Here is a 19,649-nt window from a genome sequence, read left to right on the forward strand (position 1 = left end):
TCAGGACAGTAAAAATGACCACTGGATGACCCGCTGGGCCACGCTGAAAGCCAGTATACCGATTTTGGACGTTCAGCCGCGCCCCATAACCTGAGCCAATCAGCCCCACCTCGGTATACTTATGCCCTTATGCCAAAAACGCCATCCGTGACAGGGCCCAACTCCCCTACATGCTGAAGTCATCTATCGTCCGTCTCGTCGCCTGGTCGGTGAGCCGCCCACTGCGCGTCATCGTGGTCTCGCTGATCCTCGCGGTCCTGAGCGGCTATTACGTTGCCGCCCACTTCAAGATCAATACCGACATCAGCCGTCTCGTCGAAAACGATCAGGCCTGGTCCTCCCTCGACGACGCCATCGACAAGGCATTCCCCCAACGCGGCCAGACCGTGCTCGTCGTCGTCGAAGCCCGCGCCCCCGAATTCGCCGACGCCGCCGCCAATGCCCTCACCGCCGCGCTGAAAAGCCAGTCCAAGGAATTCGTCGCCGTCACCCAACCGGCCGGCGGCTCGTTCTTCGAGCACAACGGCCTGCTGTTCCCCTCGCTCGATGACGTGCAGTCCACCACCGGCCAACTCGTTCAATCGCGTCCCCTCGTCAACGCGCTAGCCAAAGATCCCAGCCTGACCGGTCTCGCAGGCGTCCTTACCACCAGTCTGCTGCTGCCGCTGCAACTCGGCCAGGTGAAGCTCAGCGATATGAGCCACCTGCTTTCGCAAAGCGCCGACGTGCTCGACCGTGTACTCGCCGGCCAGCCCGCCGCCTTCTCATGGCGCGCGCTCGTCGACAAGGACGTCTCCACCAACCCGGCGCGCGCCTTCATCACCGTGCAGCCGGTGGTCGACTACGGCGCGCTCGAACCCGGTGCGCGCGCCTCGGCCGACATCCGCGCCACCGCGGCATCGCTCGACCTCGGCGCCCACTACGGCGCGTCGATCCGTCTGACCGGCGAGCAGCCGCTCGCCGATGAAGAATTCGCCTCGGTGCAGGACGGCGCCGCGCTCAACGGCATGATCACCTTCGTCGTCGTGCTGATCATCCTGTGGCTCGCGTTGCGCTCGGGACGCATGATCGTCGCCGTGCTGATCACGCTGTTCGTCGGCCTCGCCATCACGGCTGCGCTCGGTCTCATGATGGTCGGCGCGCTCAACATGATTTCGGTCGCCTTCATGGTGCTGTTCGTCGGGCTCGGGATCGACTTCGGGGTGCAGTTCGGCGTCAAGTACCGCGAAGAGCGCAATCGCGACGACCGTCTGTCCGCTGCGCTCGTCAATACCGCGCACACCATCGGCGTGCCGTTGACGCTCGCTGCCGTCGCGGTCGCCGAGGCGTTCTTCTCCTTCCTGCCCACCGCCTACCGCGGCGTGGCCGAGTTGGGGCAGATCGCCGGCGTCGGGATGTTCGTCGCCTATGCGACCAACATGACGCTGTTTCCGGCACTCCTGAAGATCTTCAACCCGCCAGGCGAAGCCGCCGCGCCGGGTTTCAAGCAACTGGCGCCCGTCGACGATTTTCTCGACCGCAATCGCAAGCCCGTGCTGATCGGCACCCTCGTGGTCGTGATCGGCGCCCTGCCGCTGCTCACGCATCTGCGCTTCGATTTCAATCCGTTGCATCTGAAAGATCCGCATACGGAATCGATGGCAACGCTGCTCTCGCTGAAGGACTCGCCGGAAGCGGCGGTCAATAACGTGCATGTGCTGGCGCCTTCGCTTACGGCGGCGGATCAGATCGAGGCGCATCTGAAGAAGCTGCCGGAAGTGGGCCGCGTCACCACGTTGAGTACCTTCATCCCCACCGATCAGACGCAAAAGCTCCTGCTGATCAATAGCGCGGCGCAGCAGTTGCTGCCGGCGCTGACGCAAACGCCCGCGCCGCCGTCGAGCGACACGTTGCGCGTCGCAGCATTGAAGCGCGCGGCAAACCAGTTGGTGCTCGCAGCAGAGGACCATCCGGGTCCGGGCGCGGCGGAGGCCCAGCATCTTGCCGCGACGCTGCAAAAGCTCGCCGCCGCTAGCCCCGCCACACGCGACCACGCCGAAACCGCAATGGCCGGCACGCTGAAGATCGCGCTTGCGCAACTCGCCGCGCTGCTGCAGCCCACTGAGATCACGCGCGCCAGCTTGCCGCCGGAGATCTCGCGCGACTGGGTCTCGGCGGACGGCCACGCGCTCGTCGATATCGCGCCCAAGGTCGCGCCCGGCGCCGACCCCGGCGACGATGCGATGCTGCGCCGCTTCGCCCGTGCCGTGAAGGCCGCAGAGCCTGGTGCGATCGGCGGCACGATCTCGATCCTGCATTCCGCAGACGTCATCATCAAGGCCTTCCTGCAAGCCGCGGGCTGGGCGCTGCTGACCATCACCATCCTGCTGTGGCTCGCGCTGCGGCGCCTGAGCGACGTGCTGCGCACGCTGATCCCGCTGCTGGTGTCGGCGCTGGTGACGCTTGAATTGTGCGTTGTGTTCGGCATGCCACTTAATTTCGCCAACATCATCGCGTTGCCGCTTATGCTGGGCGTAGGCGTCGCGTTCAAGATCTACTTTGTCATGGCATGGCGCAACGGGCAGACCGGCCTGCTGCAGTCGAGCCTCACCCACGCCGTGATGTTCAGTGCCGCTACCACCGCGACTGCGTTTGGTAGCCTCTGGCTGTCGCATCATCCGGGAACGTCGAGCATGGGGCGGCTGCTTGCGCTCTCCCTCTTCTGCACGCTGATCGGTGCCGTGGTGTTTCAACCCGTCTTGATGGGTAAGCCGCGCGCGCGTCGCGCATCAAAAGAAAAGCAAGGAATCACGAAATGAAGATGCGAACCACCGCCCTGGCCCTGCTCGTTGCAGGTGTTGCCACAGGGTGTGCGACGGGTCCCGACCGCAAGCCCGGCGACCCGCTGGAGCCGATGAACCGCCAGATCTTCAAGTTCAACGACGCGCTCGACCGGACGGTGGCGCAGCCGGTCGCGCGGGGCTATCAGAAGGTCACGCCACAACCGGTCCGCCAGGCCATCAGCAACTTCTTCTCGAACCTCGGGGACCTGGGCAACGCGGCGAACAACCTGCTGCAGTTGAAGATCACCGATGCCACCGAAGACATCATGCGCTTCGCCATGAACTCGACGTTCGGGCTTGGCGGGCTGCTCGATTTCGCCACGCCCGCAGGGCTGCCGAAGCACCACGAGGACTTCGGCCTGACGCTCGGGCGCTGGGGCGTGCCGGCCGGTCCTTACCTCGTGCTGCCGCTGTTCGGTCCGAGTTCGGTGCGCGACAGTACCGGTTACGTCGTCGACTTCCGCTTCAACGTGATCCACTACATGAAGCCGGCGGTGCGCAATCCGATGTACATCGCCCAGTTCATCAGCGCGCGTGCCGACCTGCTCGGTGCGTCGGACCTGTTGCAGGCGGCCGCGCTCGACAAGTATTCCTTCGTACGGGACGCTTACACGCAGCAACGTGTCTCGCTGATCCGGGGTTCGGGTTCGAACGCCGCGCCACTGCCGAATTATGGCGATCCGGGCGCATCCGACGGCGCAAGCACGGCACCGGGCGCGTCGGGTACCGCGCCGGCTGGTTTGCCGGACTACACCGATCCGGGCGATACGTCGGCGCCGGCCGCACCGGCCAATGGCGCGTCGGGTACGGCACCCGCGGACTTGCCGAACTACACGGATCCGGGCGATTCGGCGGCGCCGGCCAATGGGGCGTCAAGCGCCGCGCCGGCGGCTCCGGCGAGCCCTGCCAGTAACGCCGCTCAAGCGGCCCAGCCTGCGGTAAGCGCGAGTTCGCCGAAGGCAGCGAGCGCAGCGGCAGCCGCGGCGGCTGCATCCGCCGCCTCTGCTGTTGCTGTGCCGGTTCCGGTCAAGTAGCCAGCACTCGCACCATGCAAAACAGCCCGACCGGTTCACACCGGGTCGGGCTGTTCCACTTCAGTGATCGCAAGCGCACGGTCTGAGCGACACCAACCAACCAATCAAAGGCCGCTGAACCCAGGCTTGCCGCACACCGTCTTCAATGCATCGTATCGGCTTCGACCCGCGCTACCGCGTCCTCGACGCTCGCTGCCGGCTGCGGCGCCGGGATCGAATCCGCCCGATACCGCTCGAACGCTTCGTCCGCGTAACGGATCTGCGTACGGCCATGCGGCGCCGGTTCGCCGTTTTCGCCGAGGTTCACAAACACCATCTTCTCGACGGTCAAGATGCTCTTGCGCGTGATCTTGTTGCGCACTTCACAGCGCAGCGTAATCGACGTGCGGCCAAAATGCGTCGCCGTCATGCCGAGCTCGATGATGTCGCCCTGGCGCGCCGAGCTGACGAAATTGATCTCCGACATGAACTTGGTCACCACGCGCTGGTTGTCCAGCTGGCAAATGGCATAGATGGCGGCTTCTTCATCGATCCAGCGCAGCAGACTGCCGCCGAACAGCGTGCCGTTGGGGTTCAGGTCTTCGGGCTTGACCCATTTTCTGGTATGGAAATTCATCAGGTATCCCCTGCGTGAGGTGATGGGGTACGGTCGCAGGACCGAAACCTAGGGTTAATACCTAGATTATACCAAAAATAAGGGTTTTCCCTAGGCCGCCAAAAAGAGGCATGGCCGGCTCACGCCCGGCCTGTCTCAGACCGTCGGCTGCAGCGCGCCCGCCGCACCGAGGGCATGACGCGCCTGGACCAGCGCCGTGCGGGCGGCGCGTGCGTCGGCGGCGACCCGCAGCAATGGTCCAAGCTGCGAGGGTTGCTTCAGCAGTTCGCGCAGGATCGGCGCAATCGCGGTACTGCCGTCGTCGCGCAACCCTGCTGTCGCAGCGGACGGTAGCGTGCGCCACGCAGGATCGACAATCGCGCGGCACACCGCGAACGGCACACCGTGCGCCGCGGCAATGGCCCCGGCGACATGCGATTCCATGTCCACGGCAAGCGCGCCGCTGGAGCGATGCAGCGCGGCTTTGTCGTCCGCGCCGGTCAGCGGCGCCGTGACGCCGGCCAGCAGACCGCGGTGCAGGCGCGCGCCGAGCGGCGTCGCGGCCAGCGCGGCGGCGAGGCGCTCGGACCAGCGCGAGTCGGTGGCGAAGCGCCCAAGCGGACCCTCCACCGCGTCCGCCACGATCACTGCGCCCGGTTCCAGGCCAGGCGCGAGGCCGCCCGCCGTGCCGAAGCTGACGATCCCCGCGCAGCCACGCGCGACGGCCGCGCTCAGCGCCCGCTCGAGCAGATCGGCACGTGCCGCGTACACCACCTCGATGCCTTCGCCGCGCACGATCCGCGCTTCGAAGGCCATGCCGGTGACGGCGATAACCGGCAAGCGGCCGCCGGCAGCCTGGGACGACAATACCGACTGGGTAAAGCGAGTAGACGTGGACACCATTACATCCCGACGACGACGCGCGTCAGCCCGTCACGCTTCAGTTGCCGGTAACGCGCCAGCGCCCAGAGCGGGAAGAACTTGCGATAGCCGTGGTAGCGCAGGTAGAACACCCGCGGGAAGCCGGTCGCCGTAAAGCGGGTTTCGTCCCACAGACCATGTTCGCGCTGCTCGCGCAGCAGGTATTCGACGCCGCGCGCCACCGCCGGATGCTCGACGCAGCCCGCCGCCATCAAGCCCATCAGGCCCCAGGCAGTCTGCGAGGCCGTACTCGGCGCGCGCTCGTAGCCGCGGTAGTCGAGCTTGTAGCTGGTGCCGTCCTCGCCCCAACCGCCGTCCTCGTTCTGGATCGACACGAGCCACTGCGCCGCGCGCTTGATGCGCGGGTCGTCGTGCGCCATGCCGGCGGCGTTCAGCGAACAGAGCGCCGTCCATGTGCCGTAGACGTAGTTCATGCCCCACCGGCCATACCAGCTACCGTCCGCTTCCTGCTCCTTGAGCATGTAGTCGTAGGCGCGGCGCGCCGGCTCGCTGTTGGCCGGCAACTCGCCCAGTTGAGCCAGCATCGACAGGCAACGGCCCGACACGTCCGCCGTGGGCGGATCGAGCAAGGCACCGTGATCGGAGAACGGAATGTTGTTCAGGTAGTACTGGGTGTTTTCCGGCTCGAAGGCGCCCCAGCCGCCGTCGCTGCTCTGCATGCCGACCACCCATTCGCGGGCGCGGGCAATCGCTTCGCCGTCGACGTCCGACTGCGTGAGCCCAGCCGAGCGGTGCATCGCCATCACAACCACGGCCGTATCGTCGACGTCCGGATAGTAGGGGTTGGCGTACTGGAACGCCCAGCCGCCCGGACGCACGTTCGGGCGGCGCGAGATCCAGTCGCCGCGCACGTCGAGAATCTGCAACGGACGCAGCCATTGCAGCCCGCGTTCGGCCGCCTGCTCGGCGCGCGGGTCGCCGGTTTCAAGCAGCGCATGCGCGGCAAGCGAGGTATCCCATACCGGCGACAGGCACGGTTGGCAATACGCTTCGTCGTCCTTGATGACGAGCAGCTTGTCGATCGACTGACGGGCAATCGCGCGGTTCGGATGATCGGCCGGATAACCCAGCACGTCGTACATCATCACCGAGTTGGCCATGGCCGGGAAAATCGCGCCGAGGCCGTCTTCGCCGTTCAGACGCTCGTCGACGAACGCCTGGGCGGCCTTGACCGCCCGCTCGCGTGTGTACTTCGGAAACAGGCCATCGACGAGGCGCAGCACGTGATCGACGCCGCGGAAGAACGTGAACCAGCCCTGATGCTGATGCGGCGCACGCGGCAGCAAGCCGGTCGTGACGGGCGCGCCGTGGAACAGCTCATCGATCCGCACGCCGCGCGGGTTGCGCGCCACCGGACGCCTGGCGTTCAGCACCAGCAGCGGCACGATTACCGTCCGCGCCCAGTACGACACCTTCGACAGGTGGAACGGGAACCACTGCGGCAGCAGCATGATCTCGACCGGCATCATCGGGACTGCGTACCAGGAGACCACGCCGAACAGCGCCAGCAGGATGCGCGTGAACACATTCGACGCTTCCGCGCCGCCGTGCGCCAGAATCGCTTCGCGGGCGCGGCGCATGTGGTCGGCGTCTTCCGGCTCGCCGATCATCTTCAGCGCGAAGTACGCCTTCACGCTCGCGCTGACGTCGAGCGCGCCGTCGGTGAAGAGCGGCCAGCCGCCGTTGGGCAACTGGATGCGGCGCAGGTAACGCGCAATCTTCTGCTCCAGTTCCGCATTCGGCTCTTCGCCGAGGTAGTGGACCAGCAACACGTATTCGGCGGGGATGGTCGCGTCGGCTTCGAGTTCGTAGACCCAATGGCCGTCGGGCTTCTGCGCGTCGAGGATCGCGTCGGTTGCCCGCGTGACGGCGGCGTCCAGCGCGGCGGCAGCAGCCTGCGCGGCGGCGCTTGCCCCGACCGCGGGCGGAGCGGACGTCGCGGTTGAGTCGGGCGATTCGTTGCCCGTCGTCTGGGCAAGGGATAAGTCGTTCATCAGCGTTCCATCGGTTCGTTCAGCAGCGTATCCGCGGCCTTCTGGCCGGAGCGGATCGCCCCTTCGATCGTCGCGGGCAGGCCGGTGGCCGTCCAGTCGCCCGCGAGCATGAGGTTTTTCCAGCGGGTGCGAGTGCCCGGGCGATGCATCTCTTCGCCCGGCACGGCCGCGAAGGTCGCGTGCGGTTCCATCACAACCTGCCAGGCCGGCATGGGTTCGAGCGGCAGGCTGGCCGCCTGGGCCACTTCCGCCCAGATCGTCTTCGCAAGCACGTCGTGCGGCGTGTCGAGCAGCCTTTCGGCGCCGCTGATCGTCACGGACAGACGCCCGTCGAACGCGAACATCCACTCGGCCGTGCCATTGAGCAGGCCAGTCAGCGGCGGCACGCCGAACGGCGGTTCGACCGCGAAGTGCACGTTGACGGTGGCGCTGAAGCGGCGCGGCGCCTGCAGACCGGGGACGAGCGCCCGCGCGACGTCCGGCGGCACCGCCAGCACCACGCCGGCGCCGGCGGCGAGCTCAAGACGCGCCTCACCGGCAAAATCCAGCGCGCTGACCCGGCCGGTGTCCGCAAACACGATCTGATTCAACTGCGCGCCGAGCCGGATCGCGGCGCCGCCGTGCTGCAAAAGACGCAACGCCGGATCGACAAAGGCGCTGCTGAGGCCATTGCGCGCGAGCAGCGGCCGGCTCGCCGGGCCACCCGCCGCCAACGTCTCGCGCACCACCGCGGCCGCCAGCTCGGCGCTGGCCTCGCGCGGTTCGTGATTGAGCACCATCCGGAACAGCGGTCGCAGCAAGCGGTCCCATAGCACGCCATCGCAGCGCATGGTCTGCGCCATGGTGCGGCCGGGCTTCGCGAACAGCAGTGGCGCGAGCGTCAGATAGTCGCTCGGGTGGGTGTTCGGCACCCGCGCCGTTTGATCGAAGATCCACCACGGCAAACGCCCGGCCGACAGGCGCACGCTCCAGCGCGCACGCGTCGCGAGATCCACGAACGGGTATTCGGGCTGTGCCGGCCCCGTCAGCTCGTCGGCCGCGCCGATCGCGCGCAGATAATTCAGCGTCGCGGCATGGCCGGACAGCACCACATGATTGCCGCTGTCGAGCGTCGCGCCAAGCGCGCGGTCGTACCAGGAGCGGCACCGTCCACCGGCCTGCTCGGCCGCCTCGTGCAACACGACCTGCGCACCGCGCCGCTGCAATTGCACCGCCGCGGCCAGGCCGGCGAGGCCCGCGCCGATCACGTGGACGAGCTTCGACATCAGAAAAAAGCGTACCGCGCCACGATCCACAGCAGACGCGCGCGCGGCTTGCTGACCTTCGTGCGCGGCAAATCGAAGCCGCGCTCAACGGTGCGATCGAGAAGACAGCGGTAGACCCCGGACATGATGCGCGGGGCGCGGACCTGGTTGCGCGGCACGGCGTCCATGATCGCGTCCGCCTGAGCGAAATGCTCGCGGGCCCGCGTCACCAGTTTGGCGCAGACGCGCGGCAGCGACGGATCGTCGGCGATAACGCCGGGCGTAGCCGTCGCAATACCTTCAAGCGCCAGCAGTTCGCGCGGCAGATAGCAGCGGTTGATGCCGGCGTCTTCGTCGATATCGCGCAGGATATTGGTCAACTGCAGCGCGCGGCCGAGGTGGTGCGCCAGCCGGCGGCCAGGCTCTTCCTGCATCCCGAAGATCCTCACCGATAGACGGCCTGCGGCACTGGCGACCCGGTCGCAATACAGATCGAGCGTGTCCTCGTCCGGTGCGCAGATATCGGCGGCGGCGTCCATCGCCATGCCGTCGATCATCGCGTGAAAATCGTCGCGTTGCAGGTGAAACGTATGAATGTGCCGCGTCAACGCGCGCAACGAAGCGCGCGGCGCGCCGGCATAGCAGGCGTCGATGTCGGCACGCCAGCGTTCAAGCCCGGCGGCGCGCTCGGCGCGCGGCAGATCGCTGTCGGCAATGTCGTCGACAGCGCGGCAAAAAGCGTAGACCTGATACATCGCGTCGCGCTGCGCAGCCGGCAGGATGCGCATCGCAAGATAGAACGAGCTGCCCGATGTGGCGGCAGCGGCGTCGGTTTCTGTATCGTCCACGACAAGATTGGAAACAGCCAAGACGATCTCCGCTGAGGGGCCCTCTGGAGGCGATCAAGAAGTCGTGCCTACCCGCAGGGTAAGCCGCGCGCGCGGACACGCGCAAATACGTCGGCAGGGATGCCGGAAACGGCGAAAAGTATAACAACCTTTGCGGGATAGCGCAGTTTGAGGCGGAAGAATCGGCCATTATTGCCGAATCACACGCACGGCGGGCCGGGTGGCAAGCCACGACAGGCGCGGTTTGCGGGCACGGTGGGACACCTGCTGCGCCGGCCGGCGCCGGCCGAGAGCGGCTCGCGAATGCGTTGGCAGCGGCGCCCGGCGGCCGGCGCTCAGATAAAAGCTACCGACCGGTTGCGGCCCTGACGCTTGGCGCTATAGAGCGCCGCGTCCGCTTCGTTGATCAAGACGTCGTAATTCGGCACGCCGACCCGCGCCGCGGCCCCGCCGACGCTCGCCGTCACCGGCACCGACACGCCCTGTACGTCCACCGGCACGTCACCGATCGTATTACGGATCTTTTCCGCGACCAGCATCGCGTCCGCGAGCGGCGTACACGGCAGCAGCAGCGCGAATTCCTCGCCGCCGAACCGGCCGAACGTATCCTGCACCCTCACCACCTGGGCGACCCGCTGCGCCATCTCGCGCAGCACCGTATCGCCGACGCCGTGGCCGAACTGGTCGTTGATCTTTTTGAAGTGATCCAGATCGAACAGCAACACCGACATCTCGCCGCCATAGCGCTGCCAGCGCGTGTATTCGTCGCGCAGCCGCGCTTCGAAAAAGCGGCGATTGGCGATGCCGGTGAGGCCGTCGCGATCCGCATATTCCTGCAGCTTGGCCACCGCCTCTTCGCGCTCGCGCTGCACGATGCTGACGTGCGTCACGTCCGAGATGGTCACGCACACGGCCACCACTTCACGCTCGCGCGTGAGCGGCATGAAGGTGCAGTCCTGCTGCATGAAATCCACCCCGCCGGTAATCGGCCGGTCGTGGTCGAACTTGAACAGATAGGGGCGTTGTTCCCATGAGCTGAAGGCGAAGCTGCCGAGCTGGAACACGCTCTCGAGCTTACGGGTCAGCCAGACGCGCGGCAACTCGGGGAAACTGGCGAAAATCGACTTGCCGACAACCTGATCGGCCGACAAACCGCTGTGATCCTGCATGAAGCGATTCCACATCAGCACGTTCATCTCGCGGTCGAGGACGAAAATACCGAAGCCGACACGCTCGACAACGAGATCGCTTAACGAAGCAGGGGGGACATTCATAGACTGGACAGCAACGCGTCAAGCGCGTCATTCATGTGGCGGATCGACTCTTCAGCCATGAGCATGACCAGATGAGCCCGGAAGCTCTGGTCTTCGAGCGCGAAATTGACTTCGACGAGCAACGCCACTTCCCAGGCGAGCACGCCGGGCTGGAACACGTCGTCAAGCGACATGGATTCGCCGAGCAGGCCCGGCGCCGAAAACACCGGCGTGCGGCCGAGCTGCTCGAGGATGCACGAAACGCACGCCCCCGTCAGCACGTTGGCGACGTCGAAAATCAGCTCTTCCTGGCTCACCTGCTCGTAGGCGGAGCGCGGGTACGGGTCGTTCACCAGCCCGCACAGTTGCTCCATACTGCCGCTGCGGCAGATCACCAGCGCCTCGCCCTTGATGTCCGAGCGGAAGCCCTGACGCACCGCGCTCACCGCTTCCTGAATGCCGGTCATCTCGCGCAACGCCGCCGCCGCTTTGCTGATCTCGACCACCTGCACGCGCGGCACAGACAGTTCGATGAACGCGTCGAGCAACCGTCCCAGACGGGTTGCGGCCTGGCCCATCGCCAGATTGGCGACCTCCTGCAGCGCGTCGCGCCGATCTTCGTTGAGGACTGGCTCAGACATACAACCCGTACTCCTTGAGGATGGGTAGTACCGCCTCGGGGCTGACGGGCTTGGCGATGAAGGCAATGGCGCCGAGCGAACGCACGCGCGCCTGCGCCATCGGCTGCACGTCGGCGGACACCACGATCACAAAGGTGTTCAGGTCTTCGTGCTGCAGTGCCTCCAGCACCTGATAGCCGGTCAGGTCCGGCATGGTCAGATCGAGGAACATCACGGACGCCTTGCCTTCGCGGTACAGCGCGAGCGCCTCGCGGCCGTTCGATGCGTAGCTGACGTCGACATCCCAGTCCTGTGGCAGCGCCTTTGTGAGCACCTTGCGGGCAAGCAGCGAATCGTCGGCGATCACAATGGGCAATGACATGGCGGAGGGTCAGAAAAACGGGATTGGCTCGGTCGCGTTAACGGCCTGGTTCAAAATTTCTTTAGCGGCGCGACGACGGACCGGCGGAAGGATACTCCGATGCGAGTGCGAAGGCCGATTGCGAAAAGCCGGGGAGGACGCACGCGGCGGCGCGTGCGAGAGGAACGGTACGGATGCGCGTGGGCGCACGCGCGACGATAACGATGACCGGCATGATCGAGCCTACCCCGTAGGTGGTTCTGCGCGGCCGAGTGGAAAGGCGGAACTCCAGCCTGTCGCGCGCGTTTCCGCGAACCCCCTCCGTCACGCCTTGTTTGCGTTGTCTGGCTGGCCCTCGCGGTACAGGCGCCCGAGCATGGCGGACGCACTAATATTTATCGTGGCGAGATTCTTAAATTAAACCAGCGAAAAGGCAACTCGTCAAAATGGATTTAACGAACATGAATTACTCATAAATCCAGTTTTCAAGGAGTTTTTCGGCCCTCTTCCGGTTATCTAACGTCGTTTATACTTTTGTGTACGTTTGCGCTTCCGGATTCGTCGCTGTTTAGAGAAAAACTTCCGCGGGCCTCGCGCGGTCTATTCTTACCGGCCCGACAGATCCTTCCCGGCATATTTCGGCTTCTCGTATGATGGTAACCGTAAGATTTTCCGTCCCAGACGCCTTGCAGCGGTATTACAGATGACACCCGACCGGTCCGACTCGCGCGAAGCGAGCCGTCTCTCCGCTAACCGGCAGGACGAGACGCTGTTCCCGGTTGTACCGGAACAGAATTTCCATGTCCGGCGCATGACGCTGATCGCCCTGCTGGTCGCGGCGGTCGTGCTGCCGTGCGTATATGTCGCGGCCATGGCCTTCAGCGACCTGCGGGAGCGCGAAGCGGACGCGACCGACCTGACGCTGCGTACCGTGCGGGTCGCGGAAGAACATGCGCTGAAAGTGTTCGATATGAACGAAGCGCTCGATGCGCGCGTCGTCGATCTGGTTCAGGGCCTCGACGACGACGGCATCCGCGCGAGCCAGAGCGAGATCCACGACAAGCTGGGCACCATGGGCGGCGGCTATCCGCAGGTCTCGGCGGTGTCCATCTTCGGCGAGGACGGCGCGCTGCTCGCAACCAGCCGCTTTTATCCGGCGCCGACCGTTTCGATTGCGCAGCGCGACGACTTCACCGGCATTCGCGACGGCAAGATGCTCGAGCACGTCTCGAAAGACATGGTCGGCCAGGTCGCCGGCGAAAAAGTCTTCAATACCGGCGTCGCAAGGCGCGGCGTGGACGGTGCGTTCGCCGGGGTGGTCTCGGTCGCGCTGCGGCCCAGCTATTTCAGCGACTTCTACCAGGAATTGCTCGGCGGCACCGACACGCCGATGACCATGAGCCTGACCCGCGCCGATGGCGCGGTGCTCGCCCACTACCCATCCGCGCCCGGCCAGCCCACCACGATCGCGGCGCATACGCCGCTCACCGACGCCCTCGCCCGCGGCAGCCGCGCCGGCGTGGTCCGGACCCGCTCCGTGTTCGACAACGACAATCTGATCGTGGCCTACCGACGGGTGGGCGCGTATCCGGCCTATGTCTTGTGCGGCTACCGCACCTCCGCGATCTGGGCGGGCTGGTACCGCCATCTGAGCGTCCTGATCCTGTCGATGTTCACGCCGTCCATCGTGCTGTGGTGCGTGATCTGGCTGTCGCTGCGCCGGCTGGGCGCCGAGGAGGAAGCGTGGGAGCGCTGGCAGGCCGAAGCGTCGATGCGCCGCTCCATCGAATCCGCCTACCGGCAGTCGCGCAAGATGGAAGCGCTCGGCAATCTGGTCGGCAGTGTCGCGCACGATTTCAACAACCTGCTGATGATCGTCTCGGCGAACGTCCAGATCGCCCGACGGCGCGGCGCCCCCGGGCTCGACCGGGAGCTGTCGGCCATCGAGCGCGCGCTCAAGAGCGGCCAGTCGCTTACGCGGCAATTGCTGGGCGTGGCGCGCAAGCAGCCGCTGCGCAACGAGACGCTCGCGGTCGAACGCTGGCTGCCGGCCTGTCGCGAGCTGCTGCGTGCGTCGCTGGGGGCGAAGGTGTCGCTGGTGATCGACATCGGCACCGACGTCTGGCCGATGCGGGTCGACGTCGCCGAGCTCGAACTGGCGCTGATCAATATCGCCGTCAACGCGCGCGATGCGATGCCCAACGGCGGCCGCTTCACGGTGCGGGCGGCCAACATCACCTTCCGTCATGAGGAAGGCTTTCCGCTGACGGGCGAGTTCGTGCAGCTTTCGCTCGAAGACACCGGCGTCGGCATGCCGCCCGAGGTGCTCGCCCGGGCCTTCGAGCCGCTCTTCACGACCAAGCCCAAAGGCATGGGCACCGGCCTTGGTCTACCGCAGGTGTTCGCGTTCTGCGAGCGCTCCGGCGGTCTCGCCGCCATCGACAGCGCGATCGGCGCGGGCACCTCGGTACGGCTCTATCTGCCGCGCGCAGCGGCCCTGCCGGAAGTCGAACGTCCCGCCGAGCCACACGTCGAAGACACCGGCGCGCCGCACGGTCTGCGCATTCTGCTGGTCGAGGACAACGACGAGGTCGCCGCCGGCACCGAAGCCCTGCTGCAGATGATGGGCCACCAGGTCACCTGCGTTTTCAACGCCGACACCGCGCTGCGCCTGTTCGACGACGCCCACGCGAAGCAGGCGCGCACCGGCGAACCGCTGCCGTTCGATCTGGTGATTTCCGACATCCACATGCCCGGCACGATGAACGGCATCGATCTGGCTGAAGCGGTCCAGGGGTTCGAAACCCGCCTGCCGGTGATCCTCGTGACGGGCTATGCGGAAGAACTCGACCGCGCGCGCCATGTCGACGTGCGGGTGCTGTCGAAGCCCTTCGATATCGCACTGCTCGACAAGCTGCTGCAGGATCTTCAGCACGAACTGGCGCAGGCCAGCACGCATCCTGCCGAGTAAGCGCTTTTCTCTGTCTGGCTCATCCCGCCACGGCGCGGCGGAATTACCCGGATTTTGTAAAAGCGCCTCGACACCCTGCCGGCGGCCATCCACCACGCTGCCGGACAACCCCCTGCGGAATCGGCCGGCAAGGCCCTGAAGCGGCGCGGCGCGATCCGGCACGATCGTTGCGGCTCCCAACGGATGCAAGGTCCCGCGCGACTGCGGCGGCCGCTCAGTAAAACGTCGGGAGACAGCCATGCGCCATACCGTGATTGGTTTATTCGACACTTATTCCCAGGCGGAAAACGCACGCGACACGCTCGTGCAGACCGGCTTCGCCAGCGACACGATCGAACTGCAAGCGAATCCGCAGCCATCTGCGAATGCGGCGGCCGATGCGGCCGCCGGCGCCAGCGTCCTCGCCAATATCGAGCGCTTCATTGCCAGCCTGTTCGCCAAGGAACCGCGCCCCGCCCAGGCCGACCGCTACGCGGAGGCCGTGCGCCGCGGCGCCGTGCTGGTGTGCGTCAGTGCGGCCAGCGAATCGCATGCGGAACTCGCCAGCAAGACCCTGACCCGGCTGGGCGCCGCCGACATCGGCGAGCGCTTGCCCGGCTGGGACACAGCATTGGAGGACCCCGATGCGCGCCGCGATCACTCGGTGCTCGACGAACTCGGAGTCGGCAGCGCCAATCGGGTCCCTGCCGCGGCCCGGTCCGTGGACGACCCGCTGCGTAGTGAGTCGCCCTTACCGGCTGAACCTCGCGTCGACGATCCCTTGACGCAACGGCAGCCGCCGCTCAGCGAAGCGGCGACGCTCAACACGATCGCCGCCGGCAGCGCGCCGGGCTTTGGCGCCGTGTTCACGCCCGTCGAGGTCGCTCCTGCAGCGCGGCGCCCTGAACCCCTCGAGGAGCAGGCCATCCCGGACGAGTTTCTCGAGTACGAAGAGGATTTCCGGACTCACTACGACGCGCAGTATGCGAGCGATCAGGCCCGCTACGAAGACTACGTGCCCGCGTACCGGTACGGCGCGACGATCGCCCGTGATGTGCGCTACCGCGATCGTCCGTGGGACGAGGTGGAACCGGAAGCGCGTCGTCATTGGGAAACCACGTCGCCCGGCGAGATCGACACGTGGGAGCGTTTCAAGGCAGCGGTACGGCACGGCTGGGACCGCGTGACGGGACATCACCACGTCTGATGGAAGCCGCCGGTTTCCCCGCTCGCGCTAGCGGGAAACCGGCGGCATCATGCCGCCACCCTCGCTCGATGAGATGCGATGACGTGGAAGAGAAGGCTGGCGTGGCGCCGATCAACCGACGTGCTGGCTCACCCACGCCGCATAGCGATCGACAAACGTCTGCAGGAATTTGCGCGTATCCTCATTGAGGATGTTGCCGGCAGTGTCGATCGCCGCGGGATTGTGTTTGATGAACATTTCCGGCTGACAGAGCGTGGCGACGTCCAGGTAGGACAGCACATTGCGCAAATGCTGTTGCGACAGCGCGGTGCCCGTCGCACCCGGCGACGTGCCGGCCACCGCACCGGCCTTGCCGGCCCACGAATTGGTGCCCCACGGACGGGAGCCCCAGTCGAGCGCATTCTTCAACACACCCGGGATCGAGCGGTTGTACTCGGCGGTGACAAATAGCAGGCCATCGGCCGCCTCGATCTTCTGCTTGAACTGGCGCGCAACGTCCGGAAAGTCCGCGTCGTAGTCCTGGCTGTAGAGCGGCAACGCCCCAATGTCGAGAAATTCGAACGAGAAATCGGCTGGGGCAAGCGAAATCAGCGCCTGAGCGAGTTGCCGGTTAATCGATTCCCGGCGCAAGCTGCCGACAACAACGGCGATGTGATGGGCCATGGTGGGTTTTCCCTCAGTTAAGCGCACGCGGCGCAAGAAAGGTTTGCCGTATCCATCATAGGTGGTGGGTGGCCGCGCGGAACGACCTACAGGCTAAAAAGCGGAAGCGCCGCGGGGAAATTCTGGAACCCTCCTCCGCTTCGCGGGACGCGCAGTGGATAACCTCGTCGCCCGAAAAGTTATCCACAATTTCACTGAATAACCTTGTGGATAACTGGGGGTTTTGCCTTTCCAGTCAAGCCCGTCTCCGGTCTGAGACGATTTCAGGCAAATGAACGTTTTATTAAGAATTCCAGACGCAAGACAACCACGGAGGCTGTATGTCATACCGGATCGATGCAATGCGTCCTATCAAGGACAGACGGACGGAGTTGGAGGAGGCCGATCAGGCCCGAGCGGAAAAGCGCAAAGCTGACGACGCGCAGATCGATCCCGGTGCCGAAAAGTGGCGCTATCGCCCAGTGACGCCGGCGACAAAGGTGCGTCGATAAAGCACTCGTGGTTCGTATCGTGACAAAGCCGCTGGGTGACAGCGGCTTTGTCTCTCTTGCGGTGTGCGCGATCGTCCGGACGTGTTATTCCGGCACCGCGATATCCCCATCGACCAGTTTCAGGCCGTACGTTTGCGCGAACAGCTCGGCCGCTTGCGCGCTTTCGAAGAACGGCATGTCGGCGTGGCCCTGGAACGGGTAGATCACCCGGGCATCGCTTAGCCGCGTGACCTTGAGTGTGGGCACCGTCCCGCTCGACGTGCGGCGCGACGACACCGCAACGTGATAATTGTCCCGGCCCGAACGGTCCGACTGGTCATGCGGCGCATCGCGCCGCGCGTGGCTGGAATAGGTCATCGACACGCGGCTCACAACCCGACGATCGACTGTCCGGCAACCATGCCGTCGATGACGAGTTCGGCATGACTCGCCGACGCCATCCGCGCGTCGCCCGTCGTGCCGAACGGCGAGCGGCTGGGCACGCGAAACACGCGGCTGGTCGTCACGGTGTTGTCGGTGCCGCGCCGGCAGATTTTCACCGCCGCGTCGAAACCGGCATCGTAGTGACGTGTGCCGTTCGCGCCGCGCGGCTGATGCGGATACACCAACGGATAAATCTCGAGACCTCGGTAGCTTCTAATGATGTTGTTCATGGTAGTCGTCTCCGTTGAGTGACCTGCGAGGCGAGAGCGGTGGCGACAGCGCCGGTTCGGCGCCGCACACGCGGCTACTCACTGCATTGTTCCGCGGCAGGCGGTCCTGCGACGGGCGCAGGGGTTGTCGATACGCGCACGACAGCGTCACCAATACATCGGACCGGCGGCCACGCGAAGCAACATGAAAGAAGGGATCCTGATCGATCCGGGGAGCGCAATAAGGCGAAGACTTGGGCGGGTCGGCGCAAGCGCGCGAGAGATCTACAAGCGGCTGGCTCACTGTAGCACGTATGCGGCCCGCCGGCCCGGGACATTTGACACGCGGCGGTCTGCGGGGAAAACGTCTGCGGAGGCGAAATCCAGACGGTCACATCAGGAAAACGGACATTCTGCTTTCCTTAATAAAATGGGCGCCTCACGGGCGCCCATTTTCAAGCGGATTCGAAGGCCGCGCGGTTGAGGGGGAATCTGCTAGCCGCGTCGTCCGTCGAGGGTAACGGTTACTGACCGAAGAACACGTTGCAATACGAAGCGGGACCGTTGCATTTGGCCGGAGCAGCGGCGTCGGCCACGCCCGAGACGGCGGCAAACAAGGCGACGGAAGCGATCAGGACGGTAATGGCGCGTTTCATGGTGATACTCCTCAACTCAGCGTGGGTTTCGCGATCAGGGACGATCGGTTCGATGGCTGGGGAAAGAATATCGACGAAGCCTCTCCGCAAAAACCGCAGAGTTACGAAGAGATTCTCTTTGAAAATGCAATAATCGACGGATTGCACTGAGCCCACGAGGGCGTTTTCGGGCGCCAAAGGCATGCTGATCAAGGTGGAGCGACTTTCTTCTTGCTGCGGTACTTACGAATAACGCAATAATTAATTTCTAACCCTGCGTCTGTCATAAATTCGTCTTTCGAACGACTGATGAGGATTGAAGTCGTCGATGGTGGGCTCAGCCATGTTGAATTCCGGTTCACTCCGGCAGGAGCGTGCGAGAGAATGGATGCCGGGTCCACCTCGAGCACGTAGAAAAACATTCCGTCATGAAGACCATCGATCTTGCAGAACGCGCGGACAGACGCGTCGAACCGGCCGGGACGTCCGCTACCTCAAGGCTGGGCGCGTCATGCCGGAGGCTCGCATGACGCAGACGGCCGGCCCGGCGTTCGACGACCCGATCTATCTGATGCAATTGCGGCGCGACCTGTTGCGCTTCGCACGCCTGCAATTGCGCGATGCCGCCGCTGCCGAAGACGCGGTGCAGGAAGCGCTCGCCGCCGCATGGTCGCAAGCCGACCGGTTCGCCGCGCAATCGGAGCATAAGACCTGGGTGTTCGGCATCCTGCGGCACAAGCTCGTCGACACCTTGCGGGCCCGCAAGCGGACCGTGAACCTGTCGGAACTGGACTCCGAACTCGAGGGTGAAGCGCTGCTCGATCGCGAGCTCTTCAAGGACAACGGCCACTGGTCCAACGAGGCGAAACCGCGCCCCTGGCCGACACCGGAGACCGCGCTGCGTCAACAGCAGTTCTGGCAGCTCTTCGAGATGTGTCTGGACCATCTGCCGGAACATATCGGGCGGGTGTTCATGATGCGCGAGTTTCTGGATCTGGAGACCGAGGAGATCTGCACCGAACTGCAGATGACCGCCAATCACTGCAGCGTCCTGATCTATCGCGCGCGGCTCAGGCTGCGTACGTGCCTCACCGAAAAGGGCCTATCGAGAGAGGATGCGAATGGGGAAGTGTAAGAACATCACGCGTCTGTTATCGGACGCGCTCGATCGGCCGTTGACGGCCGGCGAATGGGTATCCGTCGGCCTGCATCTGCCCACCTGCAGCGGCTGCCGCAATTACCGCAAGCACATCGGTCTGCTGCGGGCGGCCTCGCGTGAAGTCAGTGGCCTCGACGGCGCCGGCGAGGTTCGGCCGGAAGAGTGAGACGCGGCGGCGCTCGCGCACCGCGCAAAGCGG

19 protein-coding genes are annotated in these 19,649 nt (G+C 65.2%); 7 read left to right on the forward strand and 12 right to left on the reverse strand.

The window, feature by feature from the left end; genetic code table 11:
- The first annotated feature begins 170 nt into the window (after positions 1–170).
- Both BUS12_RS01450 and BUS12_RS01455 read left to right on the forward strand, forming a co-directional pair.
- The gene (locus BUS12_RS01450; protein WP_074293901.1) at positions 171–2,798 is read left to right on the forward strand and encodes a hopanoid transporter HpnN; all 2,628 of its coding nucleotides are present in this window, start codon (positions 171–173) and stop codon (positions 2,796–2,798) included.
- Positions 2,795–3,856 (forward strand): MlaA family lipoprotein, encoded by a 1,062-nt coding sequence (locus BUS12_RS01455; RefSeq protein ID WP_074293902.1) that lies wholly within the window; start codon positions 2,795–2,797, stop codon positions 3,854–3,856. Before BUS12_RS01450 ends, BUS12_RS01455 begins: the two co-directional genes overlap by 4 nt.
- Before the next feature lie 142 nt (positions 3,857–3,998).
- Here the strand turns inward: BUS12_RS01455 and BUS12_RS01460 are convergent, their stop codons facing one another.
- The 8 genes from BUS12_RS01460 to BUS12_RS01495 form a co-directional block, all read right to left on the reverse strand.
- On the reverse strand, positions 3,999–4,472 hold the full coding sequence (locus tag BUS12_RS01460) for an acyl-CoA thioesterase (protein ID WP_074293903.1): 474 nt from the start codon (positions 4,470–4,472) through the stop codon (positions 3,999–4,001).
- A gap of 135 nt (positions 4,473–4,607) precedes the next feature.
- Entirely contained in the window at positions 4,608–5,267 is a 660-nt protein-coding gene (locus BUS12_RS01465; RefSeq protein WP_253190104.1) for a phosphorylase, read from the reverse strand.
- 86 nt (positions 5,268–5,353) lie between these two features.
- The gene (gene shc / locus BUS12_RS01470) at positions 5,354–7,387 is read right to left on the reverse strand and encodes a squalene--hopene cyclase (protein WP_074293905.1); all 2,034 of its coding nucleotides are present in this window, start codon (positions 7,385–7,387) and stop codon (positions 5,354–5,356) included.
- Positions 7,387–8,652: a hydroxysqualene dehydroxylase HpnE gene (hpnE, locus tag BUS12_RS01475; RefSeq protein WP_074293906.1), complete on the reverse strand. Its 1,266-nt coding sequence runs from the start codon at positions 8,650–8,652 to the stop codon at positions 7,387–7,389. Before hpnE ends, shc begins: the two co-directional genes overlap by 1 nt.
- The gene (gene hpnD / locus BUS12_RS01480) at positions 8,652–9,500 is read right to left on the reverse strand and encodes a presqualene diphosphate synthase HpnD (RefSeq protein WP_074293907.1); all 849 of its coding nucleotides are present in this window, start codon (positions 9,498–9,500) and stop codon (positions 8,652–8,654) included. The genes hpnE and hpnD overlap by 1 nt, the downstream gene beginning before the upstream one ends.
- A 314-nt stretch (positions 9,501–9,814) precedes the next feature.
- A complete protein-coding gene (locus tag BUS12_RS01485) occupies positions 9,815–10,753 on the reverse strand; it encodes a sensor domain-containing diguanylate cyclase (RefSeq protein ID WP_074293908.1) in 939 nt (312 codons plus the stop codon).
- Complete coding sequence (locus BUS12_RS01490; RefSeq protein WP_074293909.1) at positions 10,750–11,373, reverse strand: chemotaxis protein CheC; 624 nt, start codon at positions 11,371–11,373, stop codon at positions 10,750–10,752. Before BUS12_RS01490 ends, BUS12_RS01485 begins: the two co-directional genes overlap by 4 nt.
- A complete protein-coding gene (locus BUS12_RS01495; RefSeq protein WP_074293910.1) occupies positions 11,366–11,734 on the reverse strand; it encodes a response regulator in 369 nt (122 codons plus the stop codon). Before BUS12_RS01495 ends, BUS12_RS01490 begins: the two co-directional genes overlap by 8 nt.
- Before the next feature lie 682 nt (positions 11,735–12,416).
- Here BUS12_RS01495 and BUS12_RS01500 point away from each other — a divergent pair.
- Positions 12,417–14,684, forward strand: coding sequence for a hybrid sensor histidine kinase/response regulator (locus BUS12_RS01500; RefSeq protein ID WP_074293911.1), 2,268 nt, complete (start codon positions 12,417–12,419; stop codon positions 14,682–14,684).
- Positions 14,685–14,922: 238 nt separating this feature from the next.
- Positions 14,923–15,870, forward strand: a complete 948-nt coding sequence (locus tag BUS12_RS01505; RefSeq protein ID WP_074293912.1) for a hypothetical protein — start codon at positions 14,923–14,925, stop codon at positions 15,868–15,870.
- Between the two features lie 111 nt (positions 15,871–15,981).
- Here the strand turns inward: BUS12_RS01505 and BUS12_RS01510 are convergent, their stop codons facing one another.
- Positions 15,982–16,533 carry an NADPH-dependent FMN reductase gene (locus tag BUS12_RS01510; RefSeq protein ID WP_074293913.1) on the reverse strand — a complete coding sequence of 184 codons (552 nt, stop codon included), beginning with the start codon at positions 16,531–16,533 and terminating at the stop codon, positions 15,982–15,984.
- Between the two features lie 320 nt (positions 16,534–16,853).
- On the opposite strand from BUS12_RS01510, the gene BUS12_RS38635 reads away from it, so the two are divergent.
- Positions 16,854–17,024: a hypothetical protein gene (locus tag BUS12_RS38635; RefSeq protein ID WP_171991557.1), complete on the forward strand. Its 171-nt coding sequence runs from the start codon at positions 16,854–16,856 to the stop codon at positions 17,022–17,024.
- A gap of 84 nt (positions 17,025–17,108) precedes the next feature.
- Here BUS12_RS38635 and BUS12_RS01515 read toward each other — a convergent pair whose 3' ends face one another.
- From BUS12_RS01515 to BUS12_RS39590, 3 genes are all read right to left on the reverse strand, one after another.
- A complete protein-coding gene (locus BUS12_RS01515) occupies positions 17,109–17,381 on the reverse strand; it encodes a DUF6723 family protein (protein WP_074296974.1) in 273 nt (90 codons plus the stop codon).
- 11 nt (positions 17,382–17,392) lie between these two features.
- Positions 17,393–17,677, reverse strand: coding sequence for a hypothetical protein (locus BUS12_RS01520; protein ID WP_074293914.1), 285 nt, complete (start codon positions 17,675–17,677; stop codon positions 17,393–17,395).
- Between the two features lie 503 nt (positions 17,678–18,180).
- Entirely contained in the window at positions 18,181–18,312 is a 132-nt protein-coding gene (locus tag BUS12_RS39590; protein ID WP_290439555.1) for a hypothetical protein, read from the reverse strand.
- A gap of 505 nt (positions 18,313–18,817) precedes the next feature.
- Between BUS12_RS39590 and BUS12_RS01525 the strand changes: the two genes are divergently transcribed.
- Together BUS12_RS01525 and BUS12_RS01530 are read left to right on the forward strand one after the other, a co-directional pair.
- Positions 18,818–19,426, forward strand: a complete 609-nt coding sequence (locus tag BUS12_RS01525; RefSeq protein ID WP_074293915.1) for an RNA polymerase factor sigma-70 — start codon at positions 18,818–18,820, stop codon at positions 19,424–19,426.
- Complete coding sequence (locus BUS12_RS01530; protein ID WP_171991573.1) at positions 19,407–19,616, forward strand: zf-HC2 domain-containing protein; 210 nt, start codon at positions 19,407–19,409, stop codon at positions 19,614–19,616. Before BUS12_RS01525 ends, BUS12_RS01530 begins: the two co-directional genes overlap by 20 nt.
- Positions 19,617–19,649 lie beyond the last annotated feature (33 nt).

It is taken from the genome of Paraburkholderia phenazinium (genome assembly GCF_900142845.1).
GTDB lineage: Bacteria > Pseudomonadota > Gammaproteobacteria > Burkholderiales > Burkholderiaceae > Paraburkholderia > Paraburkholderia phenazinium_A.